The organism is Marinactinospora thermotolerans DSM 45154, assembly GCF_900167435.1.
In the GTDB taxonomy this organism is placed as follows: domain Bacteria; phylum Actinomycetota; class Actinomycetes; order Streptosporangiales; family Streptosporangiaceae; genus Marinactinospora; species Marinactinospora thermotolerans.
Genome location: NZ_FUWS01000016.1, coordinates 48699 through 69060, shown reverse-complemented (window position 1 = coordinate 69060; position 20362 = coordinate 48699). Strand labels below are relative to the sequence as shown.

At 73.4% G+C, this 20362-nt stretch carries 14 protein-coding genes; 1 reads left to right on the top strand and 13 read right to left on the bottom strand.

Features of this window, described 5'->3' with window-relative positions; translation table 11 throughout:
• Window positions 1-13: 13 nt before the first annotated feature.
• Window positions 14-1210 carry an MFS transporter gene (locus B5D66_RS22815; protein ID WP_078763867.1) on the top strand — a complete coding sequence of 399 codons (1197 nt, stop codon included), beginning with the start codon at window positions 14-16 and terminating at the stop codon, window positions 1208-1210.
• Here B5D66_RS22815 and B5D66_RS22810 read toward each other — a convergent pair.
• The 13 genes from B5D66_RS22810 to cobJ form a co-directional block, all read right to left on the bottom strand.
• The gene (locus tag B5D66_RS22810; RefSeq protein WP_235001176.1) at window positions 1191-1673 is read right to left on the bottom strand and encodes a globin; all 483 of its coding nucleotides are present in this window, start codon (window positions 1671-1673) and stop codon (window positions 1191-1193) included. The two genes, B5D66_RS22815 and B5D66_RS22810, sit on opposite strands and share 20 nt — an antisense overlap.
• Window positions 1674-1805: 132 nt before the next feature.
• The gene (ettA, locus tag B5D66_RS22805) at window positions 1806-3470 is read right to left on the bottom strand and encodes an energy-dependent translational throttle protein EttA (RefSeq protein ID WP_078763865.1); all 1665 of its coding nucleotides are present in this window, start codon (window positions 3468-3470) and stop codon (window positions 1806-1808) included.
• A gap of 18 nt (window positions 3471-3488) precedes the next feature.
• Entirely contained in the window at window positions 3489-4589 is a 1101-nt protein-coding gene (locus tag B5D66_RS22800; protein WP_159457305.1) for a DUF4192 domain-containing protein, read from the bottom strand.
• 62 nt (window positions 4590-4651) lie between these two features.
• Window positions 4652-5932 carry a GGDEF domain-containing protein gene (locus B5D66_RS22795; RefSeq protein WP_235001175.1) on the bottom strand — a complete coding sequence of 427 codons (1281 nt, stop codon included), beginning with the start codon at window positions 5930-5932 and terminating at the stop codon, window positions 4652-4654.
• A gap of 609 nt (window positions 5933-6541) precedes the next feature.
• Entirely contained in the window at window positions 6542-9040 is a 2499-nt protein-coding gene (locus B5D66_RS22790) for a GTPase (protein WP_078763862.1), read from the bottom strand.
• Complete coding sequence (locus B5D66_RS22785) at window positions 9037-10824, bottom strand: GTPase (RefSeq protein WP_078763894.1); 1788 nt, start codon at window positions 10822-10824, stop codon at window positions 9037-9039. The genes B5D66_RS22790 and B5D66_RS22785 overlap by 4 nt, the downstream gene beginning before the upstream one ends.
• Window positions 10825-10856: 32 nt before the next feature.
• The gene (gene cobA / locus B5D66_RS22780; protein WP_078763861.1) at window positions 10857-12176 is read right to left on the bottom strand and encodes a uroporphyrinogen-III C-methyltransferase; all 1320 of its coding nucleotides are present in this window, start codon (window positions 12174-12176) and stop codon (window positions 10857-10859) included.
• Window positions 12177-12436: 260 nt separating this feature from the next.
• Window positions 12437-14839: a nicotinate-nucleotide--dimethylbenzimidazole phosphoribosyltransferase gene (gene cobT / locus B5D66_RS22775; protein WP_078763860.1), complete on the bottom strand. Its 2403-nt coding sequence runs from the start codon at window positions 14837-14839 to the stop codon at window positions 12437-12439.
• A gap of 213 nt (window positions 14840-15052) precedes the next feature.
• Window positions 15053-16102, bottom strand: a complete 1050-nt coding sequence (gene cobC / locus B5D66_RS22770) for an Rv2231c family histidinol phosphate aminotransferase CobC (RefSeq protein ID WP_078763859.1) — start codon at window positions 16100-16102, stop codon at window positions 15053-15055.
• A gap of 113 nt (window positions 16103-16215) precedes the next feature.
• Complete coding sequence (locus tag B5D66_RS22765; protein WP_078763858.1) at window positions 16216-17139, bottom strand: sirohydrochlorin chelatase; 924 nt, start codon at window positions 17137-17139, stop codon at window positions 16216-16218.
• 79 nt (window positions 17140-17218) lie between these two features.
• On the bottom strand, window positions 17219-17857 hold the full coding sequence (locus B5D66_RS22760; protein ID WP_078763857.1) for a precorrin-8X methylmutase: 639 nt from the start codon (window positions 17855-17857) through the stop codon (window positions 17219-17221).
• Complete coding sequence (locus B5D66_RS22755) at window positions 17854-18120, bottom strand: 4Fe-4S dicluster domain-containing protein (RefSeq protein WP_235001174.1); 267 nt, start codon at window positions 18118-18120, stop codon at window positions 17854-17856. The genes B5D66_RS22760 and B5D66_RS22755 overlap by 4 nt, the downstream gene beginning before the upstream one ends.
• A gap of 467 nt (window positions 18121-18587) precedes the next feature.
• Window positions 18588-20339 carry a precorrin-3B C(17)-methyltransferase gene (gene cobJ, locus B5D66_RS22750; protein WP_078763855.1) on the bottom strand — a complete coding sequence of 584 codons (1752 nt, stop codon included), beginning with the start codon at window positions 20337-20339 and terminating at the stop codon, window positions 18588-18590.
• Window positions 20340-20362 lie beyond the last annotated feature (23 nt).

The window sequence follows — 20362 nt, the reverse complement described above, 5'->3', positions numbered from 1 at the left end:
CTAGTCTGGTCCGGTGCTCGCCGCAAACCGCTGGTTCGTCCTCTGCGTGGCGATCTCCGCCCAGATCGCCAGCATCTGTGCGCTGTTCGGGGTGCCGTTCGTCATCCCGGAACTGCGCGCGGCCTACGGTCTGACGGTCGCCCAGGCCGGCACCCTGGCGGGAATGCCCAGCCTGGGCCTGCTGCTGACGCTGCTCGCCTGGGGCGTGGCGATCGACCGCTACGGCGAGCGGGTCACGATGACCCTGAGCCTGCTTCTCACCGCCGGCGTGCTCGCCCTGCTCGCGGCCGTCGACTCGCCCGTGGGCGTGGGAGTGCTGCTCGCCCTGGTGGGGGCGGCCAGCGGGCCGGTGAACGCCGCCAGCGGGCGTCTGGTGCTCGGCTGGTTCGCCGCGCACGAGCGTGGCCTGGCCATGGGGATCCGGCAGGCGGCCCAGCCTCTGGGCATGGCCCTGGCCGCGGCCCTGCTCCCCCTGCTGGCCGAGCGGTACGGCTTCGTCACCGCGATGCTCCTGCCCGCGGGCCTGTCGCTGGCCACCGCGCCCCTGGCCGCGCTTTTCGCGACGGGGGCGCGACAGGCGCGGGCCCCACGCGCCGACCCCGGCGGAGAGGGGGCGACGGGTTCCCCCTACCTGCGGAGCACGATCTGGCGGGTCCACGGGACGAGCATGCTGCTGGGGGTACCCCAGTCGGCGCTGATGACCTACGCGCTGGTCTACCTCGTCGACGAGCACGGGTGGCGAGCCGCCACCGCGGGGGTGTTCATCTCGCTCGTCCAGCTTCCCGGCGCATTGGTCCGGCTGGGCGCGGGCGCCTGGTCGGACCGGATCGGCAACAGGCTCGGCCCCGTGCGGATCATCGCGGCCGCCACCGGAGCGGCCCTGCTGCTGCTCGCCGGCGCGGCGTGGACCTCCTCGGCCGCCGGCGTGGTCCTGCTGGCGCTGTGCCTACTGCTGTCCATGAGCCACAACGGGCTGACGTTCACCGCGGTCGCCGAGACCGCCGGCCTGGCCTGGGCGGGCCGGGCCATGGCGGTGCAGAACTCGCTGCAATCGGTGGCGGCCACGCTCACCCCCCTGATCGCCGGCGCCCTGATCCAGACGTGGGGCTACGCGGTCGCCTTCGCGGGGACGGCGCTGTTCTGCGGCCTGGCGATCGCCGTCGTCCCGCCAGGACATCCGGCCGGCGGGATCACTTCAGCGAGACGGTGATGGCCTCGCCATCGTCGTCGTCGGGGGTGTCATCGGCGGAGCGCACGGTGATGCCGGTGGGATCGGCCACCTGCCCGACGGGAGCGCTGGTCTCCTCGGGCACGTTCACCATGCTGTGGGCCGCGTGGACCATGTAGTCCCACATCATCCGCTCGGCTTCGGGGGGCAGCGCGAGGTCGTCGATCGCGGCGCGCATGTGCGCCAGCCAGCGGTCGCGTTCCTCGCCACCGATCCGGAAGGGGAAGTGGCGCATCCGCAGCCGGGGGTGGCCGCGGCGCTCGCTGTAGGTGCGCGGACCGCCCCAGTACTGGACGAGGAACAGCCGAAGCCGCTCCTCGGCCGGCCCGAGGTCCTCCTCGGGGTACATCGGCCGCAGCACGGGGTCGGTGGCGACCCCCTCGTAGAAACGCCGGACGAGACGGGTGAAGGTTTCCTCTCCCCCCACCGCCTCGTAGAACGTCACTTTGTCATCGTGCGGGGAAGTCATAGTCGCCTGCCAGCCTATGTCGTGACGGACCCGGGGGCCGGCCTGAAAGGGGCGCGCCGGCCTCACTCCACGGTACGGGAGCGGACCGGCGCGTCCACAGCGGCCGGCTCAGTCGCGGGTCAGCTTGCGGTGCGTGACCGCGTGCGGCCTCGCGGCGTCGGGGCCGAGGCGCTCGATCTTGTTCTTCTCGTAGGACTCGAAGTTGCCCTCGAACCAGAACCAGTTGGCGTCGCCCTCCCAGGCCAGGATGTGCGTGGCCACCCGGTCCAGGAACCAGCGGTCGTGGCTGGTGATCACGGCGCAGCCGGGGAACTCCAGCAGCGCGTTCTCCAGCGAGCCCAGCGTCTCGACGTCGAGGTCGTTGGTCGGCTCGTCCAGCAGGAGGAGGTTGCCCCCCTGCTTGAGGGTGAGGGCGAGGTTGACCCGGTTGCGCTCGCCTCCGGAGAGGACCCCGGCCGACTTCTGCTGGTCGGATCCCTTGAAACCGAAGGCCGCGACGTAGGCCCGGCTGGGGATCTCGACGTCGCCGACCCGGATGAAGGTCTCGCCGTCGGAGATCGTCTCCCAGACGTTCTTGTCGTCGGCGATGCGGCCGCGGTACTGGTCGACGTAGGAGATCTTGACCGTGTCGCCGACCGTGATCTCGCCGGAGTCGGGCTGCTCCTCGCCGACCAGCATCTTGAACAGCGTCGTCTTACCGACACCGTTGGGGCCGATGACGCCGACGATGCCGTTCGGCGGCAGGGAGAAGCTGAGCTTCTCGATGAGCAGACGGTCGTCGAAGCCCTTGGTGAGGTTCTTGACCTCGACGACGGTGTTGCCCAGGCGCGGACCCGGCGGGATCTGGATCTCCTCGAAGTCCAGCTTGCGGGTCTTGGCCGCCTCGGCGGCCATCTCCTCGTACCGCTGGAGGCGGGCCTTGCTCTTGGTCTGGCGGGCCTTGGCGTTGGAGCGGACCCACTCCAGCTCCTCCTGAAGGCGCCGCTGCCGCTTGGCGTCCTTCTGGCCCTCGACCTTCAGGCGGGCCGCCTTGGTGTCGAGGTAGGTCGTGTAGTTGCCCTCGTAGGGGTAGAGCCGGCCACGGTCGATCTCGAGGATCCAGGTGGCGACGTGGTCGAGGAAGTAACGGTCGTGGGTGATCGCGATGATGGTGCCGGGGTAGTTCGCCAGATGCTGTTCCAGCCACTGGACGCTCTCGGCGTCGAGGTGGTTGGTGGGCTCGTCGAGCAGCAGCAGGTCGGGCTGTTCGAGGAGGAGCTTGCACAGCGCCACGCGGCGCTTCTCACCACCGGAGAGGACGGAAACGTTGGCGTCAGCGGGCGGGCAGCGCAGGGCGTCCATGGCCTGGGCGAGCTGGCTGTCGAGGTCCCAGGCGTTGCGGTGGTCGAGCTGCTCCTGGAGCTTGCCCATCTCTTCGAGCAGGTCGTCGGAGTAGTCCGTGGCCATCTGCTCGGCGATCTCGTTGAAGCGGTCGAGCATCGCCTTGGTCTCGGCCACACCGTCCTCGACGTTTTGCAGGACCGTCTTGTCCGGGTCGAGCTTCGGCTCCTGCGCGAGAAGGCCCACGGTGAACCCGGGCATGAGCCGGGCCTCGCCGTTGGACGGCTGCTCAAGGCCGGCCATCAGCTTCAGCAGCGTGGACTTGCCCGCGCCGTTCGGCCCCACGACACCGATCTTGGCCCCGGGGAGGAAGGAACCCGAGACGTCGTCCAAGACAACCTTGTCACCATGCGCCTTGCGCACGTTTCGCATCGTGTAGATGTACTCCGGCATGTCTTCAAGACTAGGGCGTCACCGCCGGTGCCCCGGCCAGTCCGGACCCGCCCAACGCTGTCCCGCCGTCGGGCCGTGCGGCGGTGGCGGCTCACCGGCACGCCCAGCCCCCCGTTGGGGCCAGTCACGCGGGGAGACTCCCCTTTGCAGGGCCTGGCGGAGGAGGACGGCCATGGGATAGCCGGGGGACGCGGAGTCGACCCGGTCCAGCGCGGCGTCGGCCAGCGCGGTGTCGCCCTGTTGCCAGGCCGCGAACGCCAGCAGCGCGCCGGGGGCCGGGGTATAGGAGGGCTCGACCCTGCGTAGCACGTAACGCCACAAGCGGACGTGGGCGGCCGCGTCCGGGGGGCGGATACGCGCCCATGCCTCGTCGCGCACCGACACGGTCGCCAGCAGGACGCCCAGCCAGGCCACACGGTCGCAGGAGCCCGGCAGCCTTCCGACCCGGGCGTCGTCCACCGCCTCGGCCACCGCGCGCGCACCTTCGGCCAGCAGCGCGGACTCGACCGGGACGGCCCCCTCCCGCTCCGCGCACATACGGCCACGCCTGACCTCGGCTCGCCGGGTGGCGCGTTCCATCTCGTCCCTGACGCTCCCCGCCACGGGGGCCACCAGGGCCTGCGGCACGGCCGAGCCGCCCCGCGGCGCCAGGCCGGCGAGCACCGCGGTGGCGGGGATCGTGGAGGAAACGACGTCGTATCTGGTCCCCTCGGGCGGACAGCAGGCCGGTTCCGGACACAGGTAGGACCAGTAGCGCCCACCGTCGACCCGTAGCGCTTCGCGCAGGGCGACGCCGGACGCCGCCGCGACCTCGCCCAACTCGTGGGCGAAGGGCGCGACCCGCTCCGGCGGGCCATAACCGACGAGGACGGCCTGGTCGCACCGATCGCGCGCCAACCGCTCGACAAGCCCGGCGACGAGCCCGGGAACGGCCGTGGCCTCCTCGGGCAACGGGCAACGCCCGGCGAGCCTGACCTGGGACGCTGCTCCGCGGGCCCCGAGAACCACCAGGCAGTGGGAGGGATGGCGGCCCAGGAGGTAGGGGACGGCGGCGATGATGTCGGTGGGCGTGGCAAGGGGAAGGCGGACGGGGGAACCGGGAGGGCGTTGAGTCACCATGCAGACACGATGCGTCGCCGCCGGGTGGCGCATCAACATCGTCCGCGCGCCTGTGGACAGTTCTAGTCGGCGGTGGCCGCGGGAGGCTCGGAGTCGCGGAGCGCGGACGCGGGCGTGGCGGGAAGCCGGACCCGGTTGCGGCCGGAGTCCTTGGCCCGGTAGAGGGCGAGGTCGGCGGCCGCCATGAGCTCGATGAGGTCGCGTCCGTGGACCCGCAGAAGGGCGACCCCCACGGAGATCGTGACGGACACCGTGGTCTCGTCCACGGGCAACGCCATGCGCCCCACGCGTGAGCGCAGCCGCTCGGCCACCCGGCAGGCCTCGGCCATGTCGGCACCCGGGAGCAGCGCGACGAACTCCTCGCCACCGAATCTGCCCACGATGTCGTACTGACGCAACTGGTGGGTGATGGTGTTGGCCACGCCGAGCAGAACCTGGTCGCCGAACAGGTGACCGTAGGTGTCGTTGACCCTCTTGAAGTGGTCGATGTCGACGATGAGCACCGCGACCGGGCGACCGGTCTCCAGCGCGCGGGCGAGTTCGGCTTCGGCCTCGTGCTCCCAGGTGGTGGCGTTGAGCAACCCCGTCTTGGGGTCGGTGCGGGCCGCGGTCTGCAACTGCTGGAACATCAGGCTGCGCTGGAGGAGCAGGACCGGCGGCAACGCCACGAGGAGGAGCAGCGGGGACAGCCCGCACAGGATGGCGACGATGAGGCCGACGCACAGTTCCGCCCCGTCCAGCAGCACGGTCTCGCGGTCCCACATCCGGCGCCGTCGCGTCCCCTCGGAGGTGCTGAGATGGACCGCGATCGCCACGACGATGGTGTTGAGGACCGTGAACAGCACACAGCAGGCCGCCGCGGCCACGAAACCGCGGGCGCTGATGAGCGTGTCGCCCACGGCGGCGCCGCCGAGGACGGTCGAGAACAGCACGTCCTGGGGCGCGACGAAGTCGAACACCGCCGAGGCGGTGAAGCCCGCCAGCGCCACCGAGGCCGCGCTGAAAACCCGGCGGAACACGATGGCCCGCCGGATCCGGTACTGCAGCATGAGGTAGATCGGAACGGGGGCCAGCAGCGAGTACACCGGCGGGAGGAGCAGGAACACCGGTATCCACCAGGCGCCGAGCAGGTCGCGGGTGATCCCCGCGGGGATCCCCAGACGCCGCATGGCCTCGACGCAGACCGCCGCGCACAGCACCAGGGCGACGAAGGCCACCACCTCGGCGGTGACGAGGTCGCTGGAAACGACCGCCCCGGCGCCGCAGAGCAGATCGACGGTTATGACCAGGCCGATGAACCACACCAAGGCGCGCGGCTGGGAGAACAAGGGCCACTCGCGCATTCGCGGCGCCCAGGGACGCTCACGCTCGGTAACGGCTCGCTGTGCCACCGTCATCCCGACCTCCCAGCTCCCGCCCCGCCCCCATCGGCAAACACCGCCCCGCTCCCGCGGATCACGCGACAGCCGGCCTCGAACAGGTGTTTACATACAGTAATACTGTAATCGCTAACTGTGCATCGAAGGGAAAAACCGCTAGATTGGCCCTGCTTCACCTCGTCGTCAACTCTCGGACGAGTTCGCGTGCCATCGCGTTCCCGGATGCCGTGCACATGGCCGGGACGGGCCATGCGGGCGATCTCCTGGTTGCGACGGTGGATCATCGGTGGAGCGCCACGCCTTCGGGTCGCTTCCGGACCGGGGGCGGGGCAGGCCGGCACGGGTGTGCGCGGCCGAGAAGTTCAGGAGGGGGTAGGCGAGGCATTCCACCGAGGGAGACGACCAATCTCGGTGGCCGATGCCATCCGCCTTTTCGGAGGAGGGTTTGGAGGAAGCCATGGCTTCTGTCGTCCAGTGGGGCTAGTCCGATTCTCCGGGCACAGCCACATGCGCGGAGGGGCCGGACGGGAATCCCCGTCCGGCCCCTCCCTCCTTACCGGAGTCCTCGGCCGCTCATCGTCCCGCGGCGGCCTTGAACGCCTCGGCGAACCTGCGGTACTCGGCGAGCTCGTGTTCGAGGGGGGTCACGACACGCTGCACGGCGATCTCGCGGACGCGCTCGGTGGCCTTCTCCTCCACCTCCTCGCGGCGGCGCCCCGCCGCGACCCCCACCAGGTTGCGGCAGCCCACCCCGGTCAACCAGCCGACCAGCAGCGTCGCAGCGGACAGCGCCGCGGCGAACCCGATGAAGACGGGGTCGTCCAGGACAGCCATCCCCGTCAGCCCGCCGAGAGCGGAACTGACGACCAACTCCACGAGCCAGACCAGCCCCATCCCGGCGAGCGCGGCGAGCGCGTACTGCAGGGCGCGCACCGCCGTCCACCAGCCGGGGGTGTCCTTCGGGTCGGGCACGGCCCCGGCGACCGCGCCGCCGAGGTCGTCGGAGAGCTGGGCGGCGTTGGCCCGAGCCGCCTCGCGCATCCGCTTCGGCCACGGCTCGGGCAGACCCGCCGCCGCCTGGTCGGCCGCCGCGACCAGGGCGGAGTCGATCTCGGCGTGCTGCGCCCCCAACGGCCCGGCGGGGCCTTCGGGGAGGCCGTCGCGGAGGAAGTCCAGCCGCACCGCCCGTAGTGGATCGCGGCGCAGCCGTCGCGCCCAGCGGGTGACCGGCCAGCCGACCAGCCTGCTCCCCCGGCGTTCGTAGACGGTGTCGGTGGCGTCGGCGACCGCGCTCACGCCTCCGGCGCGGGCGAGATCGGCCACCAGGGTCCGGCGGATCTCATCGGGCATTCGGGGCGCCTCGCCGTCGGCCAGGTAACGCTGGAAGTCCCGCGTCACCTGGTCGAGGTCGGCGGCGAGCCGGTCGATCGAGGCACGCCGGTCGGAGACGGTGCGTACGAGCAGGTCGCGTAGGTCGCGGATGCCGTGGCCGGTGACCGTGGACGCCGTCAGGATCCTGGGGTGGACACCGGACTCGGTCTCCAGCAACCGCCGCAGGTCGGTGAGCAGTTCCTCGACCTCGTCGTCGGCCACCCGATCGACCTGGTTGAGCACCGCCACGGTGACCGCGCCGTGGTCGGCCATCTCGGCGAGGTAACGGTGGTGGACGGCGGCGTCGGCGTACTTCTGCGGGTCCAGGACCCACACCAGCAGGTCGACGGCGCCGATGAGACGGTCGGCCTCGGCCGTGTGGACGGCCCGGACGGAGTCGTGGTCGGGCAGGTCCAGCAGAATGAGCCCGGACAGCTCGGAGTCGCCCTTGTCGAGTTCACTGACCCGCGAGTGACGGTGGCGGGGCGGGACTCCGAGCCAGTCGAGCAGCCCGCCCGCGCCCTCGTCCCCCCAGACGCAGGCGTGCGCCGAGGAGGTGGTGGGCCGGGTGATGCCGACGCGGGAGAGGTCCAGCCCGCACAGCGCGTTGAACAGCGAGGACTTGCCGCTTCCGGTGCCGCCCGCCAACGCGACGACGGTGTGGTCGGCCGACAGCCGAAGGCGCGCGCCGGCGTGTCCGAGCAGGTGCCGGGCCCGCTCGATGAGGTCGGGGGCGAAGTGGTCGCGGCCGATCTCGACCAGCGTGGCCAGCGCGTCCAGGCGTGCGATGAGTTCGGCGCGCGTGGTCTCGGGCATCGGCCGCCACGTCTCGTAGCTGGTCGGCCGGTACTCCTCTTCCTCTTCCTCCTCCACCGGTTCGGCCGGCGTCCAGGAGGGGGCCCCGTCGAGGCGCTGGTCGGCCTCCTGCTCCTCCGCGGGCGGCACCGCCGCGTGCTCGGACAGGGCTTCCTCGGGCTCTGACGCGGTGCCGTGTGCGGGGCCGGACGCGCTGCGACGGCCGGCGATGGAATCGTCATCGGCGACGGCCTCGGTGAGACTGCCGACCCAGCCGGCCAGGTCCTCGGGGTCGTCGGGGTCGACGGAGGAACCGCCGGCCTGCGACACCGCCTCGGTCTCGGAGGGCTCCTCCTCGGCCGGGGGGACCTGGACGGTGGGCCGGACGGGCGCCGCGTGACGCCCCTGGCTCTCGGGAACCGGCGTGTCGGTAACGCTGTCGGGCCGCGCGAAGGGGCCGGCCTCGGAGTCGGAGTGGGGCCGGGAGGTGCCCGCGGTGGGAACCGCGTACCGGAAGGCGGGCCGTCCCCCGGGAGTGGCCGCCGCGTCGCCGTCCAGGACATCGCCGTGCCGCGCCGGACGCAACCGCGGCTCGCCTTCCGCGCCGGCGGCGGACGCGTTCGCGGTGTCCTCGCGCTCGCGCGGGGCCACCCAGGTCGGCCCGGTGGCGGCGTGATCGGCGGCCCGGCGCAGGGGCGGGAAGGCGCCGCCCGTGTCTCCGCCCCCATCGGGCGGGGCCGCGGCGGGGCGGAGGGGCTCGGAGGCGTCCGGCTCGGCGGGCGCGGCAGCCGAGTACCGGCCCTCCTGCGAATGTCGGTCAGCGCCCGCGGGACGCGTGGCCGTCTCCCGGGGATCAACGTCCTCCGTCGTCTCGTCGACTGGGGCGGGGTTCCGGTGAGTCGTCATCGCGCAATCTCAAGGTTGTATGTGGCTTGGTAGAGCTGGACGGCGTCGTCCTCGCCCGGCAGGTCGGCGGCGGACAGCGCGGCGGCGAAGCGGCGCTTCTCCTCGTCGAAAAGCTCACCGATGCGCGCGTGGAGGTCGTGGCGCGCCTTGGTCCCAATGTTACGCAGGGACTCGGCGCCGAAGAGCGCTTTGAGGAGCCGCTGTGGGGCCGCCCCGCCGCCGGCCCTGTCCTCGGAAGCGTCGAACCCGAGCAGACCGACGATAAGCACCAGCGCGAACGCCTCTTCGTCGTAGGTGACGAAACGCGCGACCGAACGCTTCGTGACCCCTTCGGAGGCGATCAGCCCCACCACCCGGCGCTGCCAGGCGGCGACGGCCTCGCGCGTCCTGCGGTCCAGGCCGACCGGGGTCGCGCCCAGCCCGTGCCGCTCGACGAGTTCCTGCGTGCCCGGGACCTGGGCCCAGCGGTCCATGATCTCCTCGCCCGCGCGCTGGGCCGCGGTCACCACCAGCGTCTCCAGGCCGTCGTGGATGGCCTGTTCCAGCGCCTGGACCCGTGTCGCCTCGGCGGCGGACTCGTTCTTGGCGCCACGGCGGCTGCGCACCCGCAGGGAACGGAGGAGTTCTCCGCTGGAGACGACGTCCTGCCAGCGGGCCAGCACGTTGCCGCGCAGCAGCGCGCCCTCGCCCAGGGCCGCCTCGACCTCGGCGTGCGCGGTCCCGAAGGCCTCCGAGACGGCCGCCTCGAGCGTCCTGCCGACCTCGACCTGGATCTCGACCTGCTTGGCGAGCTCGGGGACACGGGTGCGGAAGCTGTCGAGCACCCCGGCGAAGGTACGGCGCGCGACGGTGTCGCGCAGGGCGAGATCGCCGGCGACGTCGGCGAGGTAGCCACGGACCTGGTCGGCGGTGCCCGCGGTGAACCGGCCGTTGGCGATCTGGTCGGTTTCGGGAATGACGAACCGCGCCGCCCCGCCCAGGCCGTTGGCCTCGAGCATCGCCCCGAAATGGTCGACGAGTTGTTCCCGGCCGCGTCTGGGCACCCTCGACAGCACCACGGCGAGCGAGGTGTCACGGTCGCGGGCGACCTGGAGGAACTCCCACACCCTGGCGTCGGCGTACCGGCGGCTGGTCGTGACGAACACCCACAGGTCGGCCGCGTCGAGGAACTTCGCGGCGAACTCGTGGTGGGCCGCGACCGCGGAGTCGACGTCGGGGGTGTCCAGCAGCGCCACGCCTTCGGGCATGCACTCGCTGGCGGCGAGGACGAGCATGCCGTCCTTGCCCGGCATGGCCAGTCCCTGCTGACGCACGCGGGGCAGCGACGGGAGGAACGCCGCCTCGCTGAACCAGTCGACGTCGGCCGGGTTGCAGGCGAGCACCGGGCTGTTGGTGGTGGGCCGGCGCACACCGGTGGTGGTGACCTGCTCGCCCACCAGGCTGTTGACGAGGGTGGACTTGCCGGCTCCGGTGGAGCCGGCGACGGCGATCAGCAGCGGGGTGTCGGCACGCCGTACGCGCGGCAGGACGTAGTCGTTGAGCTGGTCGAGGACGTCGCTGCGGGCGGTCTTGCCCTCGCTGGCACCGGGCATCCCCTCGGCGAAGCGGATGCCCTGGACCCGAGCGCGCAGCGTCTCAAGGAGTCTCTCCAGTTGCGCGTCGCTGGCGACGGGCCCCCGGTGTTTGGGGCCTGTTCGCCGTCCCTGGGCGGCGGACGGGGGGGTTCCCCTCGTTCCGGGCCTGCCCGATCCCGTCGCGTCCGGCTCAGCAGGCGGCCGGGGCATGGCGGTTCCGCCCTTCTCGTCGGCCTTCGTGGTCACAGAACCCGATTCCCCTCGGAGGCGGTGTCACTTCCGGTGCCGGCGGTTCCGCCGGGAAGAAAAGCGGATCCGGCGACGTGCCCGCCCATGTGCAGTATGTCAAGGTCGCGAGCCGTGTTCACCACCTCTCCGATGACGAGGACCGCCGGCGGTCGGATACCGGCCCGCGCGACCTCGGTGGCGACGGTGCCCAAGGTGGCGGTGAGGACACGCTGGCTCGGCAGCGTGGCCTCTTGGACGACCGCCACCGGGGTGTCCGGGGAACGGCCGTGTCCGGTGAGGGCGTCCGCGATCGCTCCGACGCGCTCCACCCCCATCAGGGCGACGATCGTCCCCCGCAGACGGGCCAGAGCCGCCCAGTCGACGGTGGACCGCTCATCGCCCGGGGCGACGTGGGCGGAGACGATGTGCACGTCCTGGGCGACCCCGCGGTGGGTGGCCGGGATCCCGGCGGCGGCCGGCGCGGCGAGCGCGCTGGTCACCCCGGGGACGACCGTGACGGGGATCCCCTCGCGCACACAGGCGGCGACCTCTTCGCCTCCACGTCCGAAAAGGAAGGAGTCGCCCCCCTTGAGGCGGACGACGAACTTCCCGGCCTTGGCCCGTTCGACCAGCACCTGGTTGATCCGCTCTTGGGCCATCGATCTGCCGTAGGGGATCTTCGCCGCGTCGATGATCTCGACATCGCCCGGCAGCTGGTCCAGCAGGGAGGTGGGCGCGAGACGGTCGACCACGACGACGTCGGCCTGGGAGAGCAATTGGCGTCCGCGCACGGTGATCAGGCCGGGGTCCCCGGGCCCGCCACCGACGAGAGCGACACCGCGCAGCGGTTCGCGCCCGCGCCGGGCGTCGAGAGCGCCCTCGGCCAGCCCCTCGGTGATCGCGTCGCGCAGCCCCGCCGCACGACGCGGGTCACCGTCGGCGATCACGCCCACGGTGACCCCCGCGGCCGTCCCCGCGGCCGGGGTCCAGGCACTGGAGGCGTGGCGGTCGTCGGCGCGGACGCACCAGATGCGGGCCCCTTCGGCCTCCGCCATGACCTGCGCGTTGACGTGGGGATCGTCCGTGGCGACGTGGACCAGCCAAAACCCGTCGGAGAGGTCTGCGGTCACGTCACCGGGCCGGTAGGCGCGCCGGTGCCAGATCAGGCGTCCGGACGCGGCGAGATCCTCCAGGGCGGGGGTGACCTCGGGGGCGACCAGGACGACGCGCGCTCCGGCGTCGAGCAGGACGGGCACCCTGCGTTGGGCGACCCGGCCCCCGCCCACGACCAGGACGTCGCGTCCCTCCATCCGCAGCCCGAGAAGGTAGGTCATCGAGGCAGCCTCCAGATCCCGTTCGTTCCCCTGCGCCTCAGGGGACGTGGCGCTCCGCCGGGCACCGGCCGCTCACGCGGCGCACCGGATCCGCGCGGCACGCGGCCGCAGGCGTGTCCACCCTGCCTGATCGGCCCCCTGGTGATCAACAGCAGCGTCATATCCGGCGATGCCCCAAAAAATACCGTGCCGGGCCGGGAACATGCCCACAGCCCGGCGGTTCCTCCCCCGTGTGCCACGGCTCACGTGGGCGGTCTCTCTCAGGAGCGTTCGGTCACACCGGCGCTGTCGAAGGTGGCGACCTCGCGCAGCGCCCGCACCGCCCCCTGGAGCAACGGCAGCGCGAGCAGGGCCCCGGACCCCTCGCCCAGGCGCAGTTCCAGGTCCACCAGCGGGCGCAGCCTCAGGTGTTCCAGGACCACCGAGTGCCCCGGTTCGCTGGATCGGTGGCCGGCGACACAGGCGTGCAGGACGTCGGGGCTGAGGGCCGCGGCGGCCAGCGCCGCCGCGCCCGCGATCACGCCGTCGAGCAGGACCGGGACCCGCAGCGCCGCCGCGCCGAGGATGAACCCGGTCAGCGCGGCGTGTTCCAGCCCGCCGACCGCGGCGAGCACGCCGACGGGGTCGGCCGGGTCGATCCGGTTGGCGCGCAGCCCCGCGCGGACGACCTCGATCTTATGCTCGTGCATCGCGTCGTCCACCCCGGTGCCGCGTCCGGTCACCTCGGCCGGGTCGCGGCCGGTGAAGGCGGCGATGAGCGCGGCCGAGGGGGTGGTGTTGGCGATTCCCATGTCCCCGGTGACCAGGCAGCGATTGCCCGCGGCGACGAGGTCGCGGGCGACCTCGATGCCGGCCTCGATGGCGTATCCGGCCTGGACCCGGCTCATCGCCGGCCCCCGGGTGAAGTCGGCCGTGCCGCGGGCGACCTTGCGGGGCAGCAGGCCGGGCACGGTGGGCAGGTCGGCGAGGACGCCCACGTCCACGACGGTGACCTCGGCCCCCACCTGGCCGGCGAAGGCGTTGACCACGGCTCCGCCGTCGAGGAAGTTGCGCACCATCTGCGCCGTCACCTCCTGCGGCCAGGCCGTCACGCCCTGGGCGTGCACGCCGTGGTCACCGGCGAAGATCGCGACGGCGGCGGGCTCGGGAATGGGGGGCTGGGCCTCGCCGGCCAGACCGGCGAGCTGCACCGCGACGTCCTCCAGGACACCGAGCGCGCCGGGCGGCGTGGTCATACGGCCCTGTCGTTCCCGCGCCTCGGCGACGGCGCGCGCGTTCGGCGGGCCGATCTCGGCGACGGTCTCCTCCAGCAGGCTCGTCGGCGCCTCGCCGGGCAGGCCGCGGCGGCCGTAATGGTCGCGGTGGACCGCCCACGACAGCGGGCGGCGTTGCGCCCACCCGCTGAGGGAGAGCTCGGGCTCGGTCGGGAAGTCGTCCACGTACCCCACGCACAGGTACGCCACGATCTCCAGGTGTGGGGGGAGGTCGAGCTCGCGGGCGAGGGCGCGCTCCTCGAAGAAGCTGACCCAGCCGACGCCCAGACCCTCGGCGCGGGCCGCCAGCCACAGGTTCTCGACGGCCAGCGAGGCGGAGTAGCCGGCGGTCTGGGGTTGGGCGTGCCGGCCGAGCGTGTGCCGGCCGCCGCGCGTGGGGTCGACGGTGACGACGACGTTGACCGGCGTGTCGAGGATCGCCTCGACCTTCAGGCCCGAGAAGGCCCGGGCCCGCGCTCCGGGGAGGGAGGAGGCGTAGGCCTCGCGTTGGCGGCGCACGAGTTCTTGGACACGTGTCCGGGTCTGCGTGTCATCGATGACGACGAAGTCCCACGGCTGGGAGAAGCCCACCGAGGGCGCCTGGTGCGCCGCCTCCAGGACCCGGGTCAGCACCTCGTGGGGGATCGGGTCGCCGCGGAAGCCCACACGGACGTCGCGCCGCTCGCGGATCGCCCGGTAGACGGCGTCACGCTGGGCGGCGGGATAGGCGTGCCTGGCGGGTCCCCTGTAGGGGGAGGGCGCCACGGACTCGGTGGGAAGGGCGCGGGCGGATTCGGGCGGCTCGGGCGCGGGGGCCGCCGCCCGCTCCGCCGGCCGGTCGGCGACCGCGCCGTCCTCGGCCGCGGAGGTGATCGCCTCGGAGGCGGGAACGGCCGCGCGCCGTGACGTGGTGGACGCCGTGGTCCGGTCGTGCGTGCTCCCCCGGAAGGGGATGACGTTGGGTTCCAAGAGGTGGTCCGTGTCCTGTGTACGGGGGTCGGCCGAGCGGGGCGCGCCGCCGGCCGACGGTTCTGCTGGGGCGGGTTCCTCCCGCTGGGAGGAGGTCTCGGGCTCGTCCGGGTCGGAGAGGGGGTCGGCGGAGGCGTTGCCGTGCGCGGGCGGGAAGAAGGGGTTGCGCCATTCGGGGTTGAGTCCGCGCCGGACGGCCGAAGGTCCCTCCTGGGCGGTCCCGGGGCGCAGCGGGGATGCCCCGCGCCCCTGTTCCGGCAGGTCGTCGAGGAGTCCACCGCCGCCCACCGGCGGGGCCGATGTCAGGGCCTCCCACCGGGTCGGTTCACGGACCGGCGGAGCGTCCACGGCGGCCGGCTCGGGCGTGGCGTTCCTGGCGGTGTGCTCGTGCTCGTCCGGGACGGCGGCTCCGTGCGGGCGGCCGTTGTCGTCAGCGGTCATGGCATCCCTCCCGCGTCGCGGAACATGGTCGGCGGACGGACAGGGCTGCCGTCCACGGGCGGTGTCAGCGCGTCACGTGGCGTTGCCGTGCGTCCGCTCCCTGCGGGTCTCGGCACGTCGTCTCCCCTCGTCGTTGCCGTCGCGGCGGTGCCGGTCTCCCCCTCGGCGTCCGCCGCGTGCGGGCGCCGCCCTCGCCGGCGGTCCCAAGACGATTCACAGCAACTCTGCCAGAGTTCGGGTCAGCCGTTCATTGGTCTGTCGATCCCGGACCGCGATGCGCAGGTATTCCGTTCCGAGCCCCGGGAACGTATCCCCCCTGCGCACGGCGATCCCGTGGGCGCGCAGCCGGGTGCGCAGCCGGTCGGCCTGCGGTGAGCGGACGAGCAGGAACGACGCCGCGGCGTTGGGGGTGACGCGCAGGCCCAGACCGGCCAGTTCGGCGGCGAGGCGGTCGCGTTCCCCGCCCAGCTCGCGCGCCCACTCCCGGGCCTCGGCGACGGCGCGGTCGGAACTGCATTCCAGGGCGGCCGTCAGCGCCGGGGTGGAGACCGCCCACAGGGGTTGCGTCTCGGCGAGGGAGCGGACCAGCGCCGCCTCGGCCAGCAGGTAGCCGACGCGCAGGCCGGCCAGTCCCCAGGTCTTGGTGAGACTGCGGACGACGATGAGCCCCGGCAGGTCGGCGCGGCCGCTCAGCGATTCGGGCTCTCCCGGCACGCAGTCGGCGAACGCCTCGTCCACGACGAGCAGCCGGCCCGGGCGCGCCAGCCGGGCCAGGGTGCGCGCGGGGTGCAGGACGGAGGTGGGGTTGGTCGGGTTGCCGATGATGACCAGGTCGGCGTCGTCGGGAACCAGGGCGGGGTCCAGCGTGTAGTCCGGCGGGAGGAGGACCCGGTGGACCTCGTGTCCCGCGGCCCGCAGCGCGGCCTCGGGTTCGGTGAACTGCGGATGCACCACGACCGCGCGGCGCGGCCGGGCGAACCGGGCGATCAACACGAACGCCTCGGCCGCGCCCGCGGTCAGCAGCACCTCGTCGGGGGCGCGCCCGTGCCTGCGGGCGACGGCCTCGCGGGCGGGGCGCGGGTCGGGGTAGGCGGCGAGGTCCTCCAGGGAGGCGGCGAGACGTTCGGCCAGCCACCGCGGCGGCGTCCCCGCGCGAACGTTGACCGCGAAGTCCAGCAGGTCCGGCCCGACCTCGGAATCACCGTGGTGACGCAGGTCGACACCGATCCCGTCGGCGCGGTCCGACCTCTCCTCCACGCGCATGGCCCACTCCGCTCCACCCGAAAAGGACAGATCGCAACAACAGGGCGAACCATATACCGGTGGCGGGGAGCGGGGACGTCGAGGGGACGCCCCTCGCCGCCACGGATCAGCCCCTAGTGGCCGTGCCCATGTCCGTGGCCATGTCCGTGGCCGTGGCCGTGGGCGGGATCGTCGGGGTGGTGGTGGGGCGTCTGCGGCGCGCCGACCTTGTCCTCGAAGCCCGGCAGGGCGATGCGGTAGACGCAGGTGTCGCAGTTCATCCGGATGTCGCCGGCGACGGCCTCGTCGTAGCGCTCGGCGATCACGTCGGCCAGCCCGTCGCAGTCGCCCACCACGGGCGCGCACCGCACGTCCAGTTCCGGGTGGGCCGAGGCGAACGCCGTGGCCTGGTCCACGACCCTGTCCGGCAGTACCCCGGCGAACAGGAAGTAGGGCAGGACGACGACGCGCCGGGCCCCCAGACGGCGGACCCGTTCCAGTCCTTCGGGGACCCCCGGCCAAGCCAGCGAGACGAACGCCGGCTCGACGAAGGAGACGCCGCGCCGCGCGGCGTGCCCCTCCTGGAGCAGGCGCGCGACCTTGCACACCTCCGCGTTGGCGTCGGGATCGGTGGAGCCGCGCCCGACGAGCAGCACCGCGGTCTCCCCCTCCGCCCGTCCGTCCTCGTCAGCGCCCAGGACGTCGTCCATACGCTCGGCCAGCAGGTCGAGCATCGTGGGGTGCGGCCCGATCGGACGACCGTAGACGTAGTCGAAACCGGCACGGCGTTCCCGCTCCCGGGCCAGCGCCCCCGGGATGTCCCCCTTGGCGTGCCCGGCGGCGACCAGCATCATCGGCACCGCGACGACACGGCGGTGGCCCCGTTCGTACAGGTCGCCGACGGCGTCGGTGAGCGGAGGCGGGGACAGTTCGATGAACCCTCCCGCCACGTCACGGTCGTCGAACCGGTGTCTCAGTCGCTCGACGAAGGCCTCGAACCCCGCGACGCCCTTGGCGTCCCGGGTCCCGTGTCCGACGAGCAGCAAGGGGGGTCTCATCCGTCACCTTTCACTATCTTCGGGGGAACCCCGCCAGGGGGCACCGGAACTCCGGGAGTCCCGTGGGCGGCGGGGACGTTCAGACGTGGGCGCGGGCCTCGGCGGGTTCCTCCTCCGCCGCCTCCTCCGCCACCGGGGTGGGCCCGTACAGCAGGGCGTTGAGCGCCGCCGCCGCGACCGCCGAGCCGCCCTTCTCCGAGATGTTGCTGATCTGGGGCAGTCCGCTGGCGCGCAGCGCGGCCTTGGACTCGGCCGCGCCGACGAACCCGACCGGCAGGCCGATGACCAGGGCCGGCTCGATCTTGCGGGCGATGATCTCCTCCAGGGCGGTCGGGGCGCAGCCCACCACCCACACCGCCCCGGGACCGACCTCGGAGTAGGCCAGCCGCACGGCGGCCGCCGACCGGGTGATGCCGGCGCCGCGGGCCAGGCGTTCGGCGATCGGGTCGGCGATGCGGCACACCGTCTCGCGCGCGGTGATCCCCGCGGCGACCATCGCGACGTCGGTGACGACGGGGGCGCCGGCGGCCAGCGCCGCGGCGGCGGCAGCGGCGCTCTCGTCGTCGATCACCAGGTCGGAGGCGTAGTCGAGGTCGGCGCTGGCGTGGATGACCCGCTCGGTGACGGCCCTGCTGTACTCGGGCAGGTGGGACAGGTCGATCCGGGAACGCAGGATGCGGTAGGACTCGACCTCGATCGGGTGGACCTGACGGCTCACGGACGTATACCCCCGGCGTGTTCGTGGACGGGACCGCTCACCTCGACGACGGCGTCGGCCGGACAGACCTCGACGCACTCCAGACACCCGGTGCACCGGTCGGCGAGGATGACCAGCGCGGCGCCGCGCCCCTGGGCGTCGTGCCGTGGCGTCGAGTGGACGGGACGGATCGCGTGCTCGGGGCAGGTGAGCAGGCAGGCGCCGCACGCGGTGCACGCCGGCGTGACGAGGACCGGGGCCGACGCCACTACGACGTCCGACACGGCCACGCCCCTCCCCTGGTAGGACACCCGATTCCCTCGGCGAGCCCGACCAGCGTACATGCCGGGGTCCCCGACCTCCCGGCGACACCACCGCGGGCCGGGAGAGCCGGGGACCGCGCTCCCGGGCCCGCCCCGGGGCACCGGTGCGGCGCTGTCACGGTGCGGCGCCGCCCTGCCCTGCCGCCATGGCGTCCGGAAGGCCGGCGCAGGCCCCTCACACTCCTCGCCGCCGTGCTCTGGAGGTTTCCGGCACCGCTTCGCGCGGACGCCGCGGGCCGGGCCGGGGCCGGCGGGCCGACGCCCGGGAGCAGCGCTGGGCCGGCGTCGCCGGAGGCCGGCTCCGCCCGTGGAGCGCGGACACCGGTGGCTCCCGTTGCGGCCCTCGCAACGGGAGCGGCCCCGCGCCGCCGGGGTCGTGGCCCCTCCGCGTCCGAGGAGGCGGCGCGGCCCTCACGAGGCGCGCGCGCTCAGCCGACGTCCTTCCACCGGTAGCCGCGTGGCGTGACGAACCGTCCGGCCACGATCCGGCTCGCCGAGGAACCGACGAGCACGACGGTGAACATGTCCACCTCCTCGACGCCCCCGGCGAGCATGTCCGACAGCGTGGACAGGGTGACCCGCTCCCCCTCGCGCGCGGCGTTGCGGACGTGGCCGACCGGGGTCTCGGCCGGGCGGTGCTCCGCGAGGATCTCCAGCGCGCGGAGGAGCTGCCAGTCGCGCTTGCGGCTGCGGGGGTTGTAGAAGCCCACCGTGAAGTCGCCTTCGGCGGCGGCGCGGACCCGGCGCTCGATCGCCTCCCAGGGCGTGTGCAGGTCCGACAGCGAGATGTAGGCGTGGTCGTGGCCGAGCGGCGCGCCGAGCAGGTTCGACGCGGCGACCGCCGCCGTGACGCCGGGGACGCCCACCACCTCGATGTCTGCTCCCGCGAAGTCCAGCGCGGGACTGGCCATGGCGTAGACGCCGGCGTCGCCGGAGCCGATCAGCGCCACCGCGGCTCCCCCGCGCGCCTCCTCCACGGCCCTGCGGGCCCGTTCCTCCTCCCGGCCCAGGCCGCTGGCGAGCACGCGCGTTCCCGGCCGCACCAGGTCGCGGACCTGGTCGACGTACTGGTCCAGGCCGACCACGACCGACGCCCGCTCCAGTTCGGCCACCGCGCGCGGCACGGTGAGGTCGCGGGCGCCGGGTCCCAGGCCGATCACGGCCAACCGTCCGCGTGGGACGAGCCGCGCGACCGCGACGGTCGCCGCGGCCGACTTGCGCTTGGGCACGACGAGTTCGGCCCCGCGACCGGCCCCGGCCGCGGTGCGCAACGCAGCGGCCTCGGCGACGCTGGGGGTGCCGACCTCGGAGCGGACGACCTCGCTGGGGTTGGGCACCTCGACCGCGGCGAGGTCCGCGGCGGCGTGGGTCACCACCTCCCAGCCGCGCTCCCGGGCCGCGGCGAGGATGCCCTCCTCGTCGGCCTTGAGGTCGACCGTCGCCAGGGCGCGCACCGAGGCCGGCGCCAGCCCGGCCTGCGCCAACGCGCCGTCGACGAGGGCGCCGACCTCCTCGGCCGTCACCCCCCGCGCCGAGCCCACCCCGACGACCAGGGAGGGCGGCCGATAGGTCACGACGGGCGTCTTCCGCGGACCCGCCGGGTCGTCGGCCCGGTCGCTCACCCGGATGACGGCGGCCGCCTCGCCCTCCGGCAGGTCGGCGGAGACGTTGCCGGGAAGGGCCGGCAGCGGCCACCCCGTGGCGCCCTCCAACCGGACGGGCTCACCCGAGAGCACCGCCGCGCCGACGCGCGCCAGCGGCCCCGGATCGTCGAGGACGAACCCCAGATCGGCCCCGTAGGCGTCGAGCGGTGTGACGCCGGCGCTGTCGCTGGCCGTGGTGACCACGGGCGCGCACCCCAAGACCCCGGAGACCCGTTGGGCGAGCTCGTTGGCCCCGTGGTGACCGCCGAGCAGGGCGACGGCGAACCGCAGCGACTCGTCGACGCAGACGACGGGCGGGTCGCTCCGCTTGTCCGCCAGCAGCGGGGCGAGCACCCGCACCGCCGCCCCGACGGCGAGGAAGGCGACGACCGACCGGCAGCGGGTGAAGGCCGAACGCAGCGCGTCGGCCGGGCGCTGCGCCGTGACCACCTCGACCTCGCCGGGCCAGGCCGCTGCCAGCCGCTCCGCCGCCGCCCGTCCGGCCGCCGTGACGGCGATGACGCCGATCTCGCTCATGTCCACCTTTCGTCTTGCGCGCC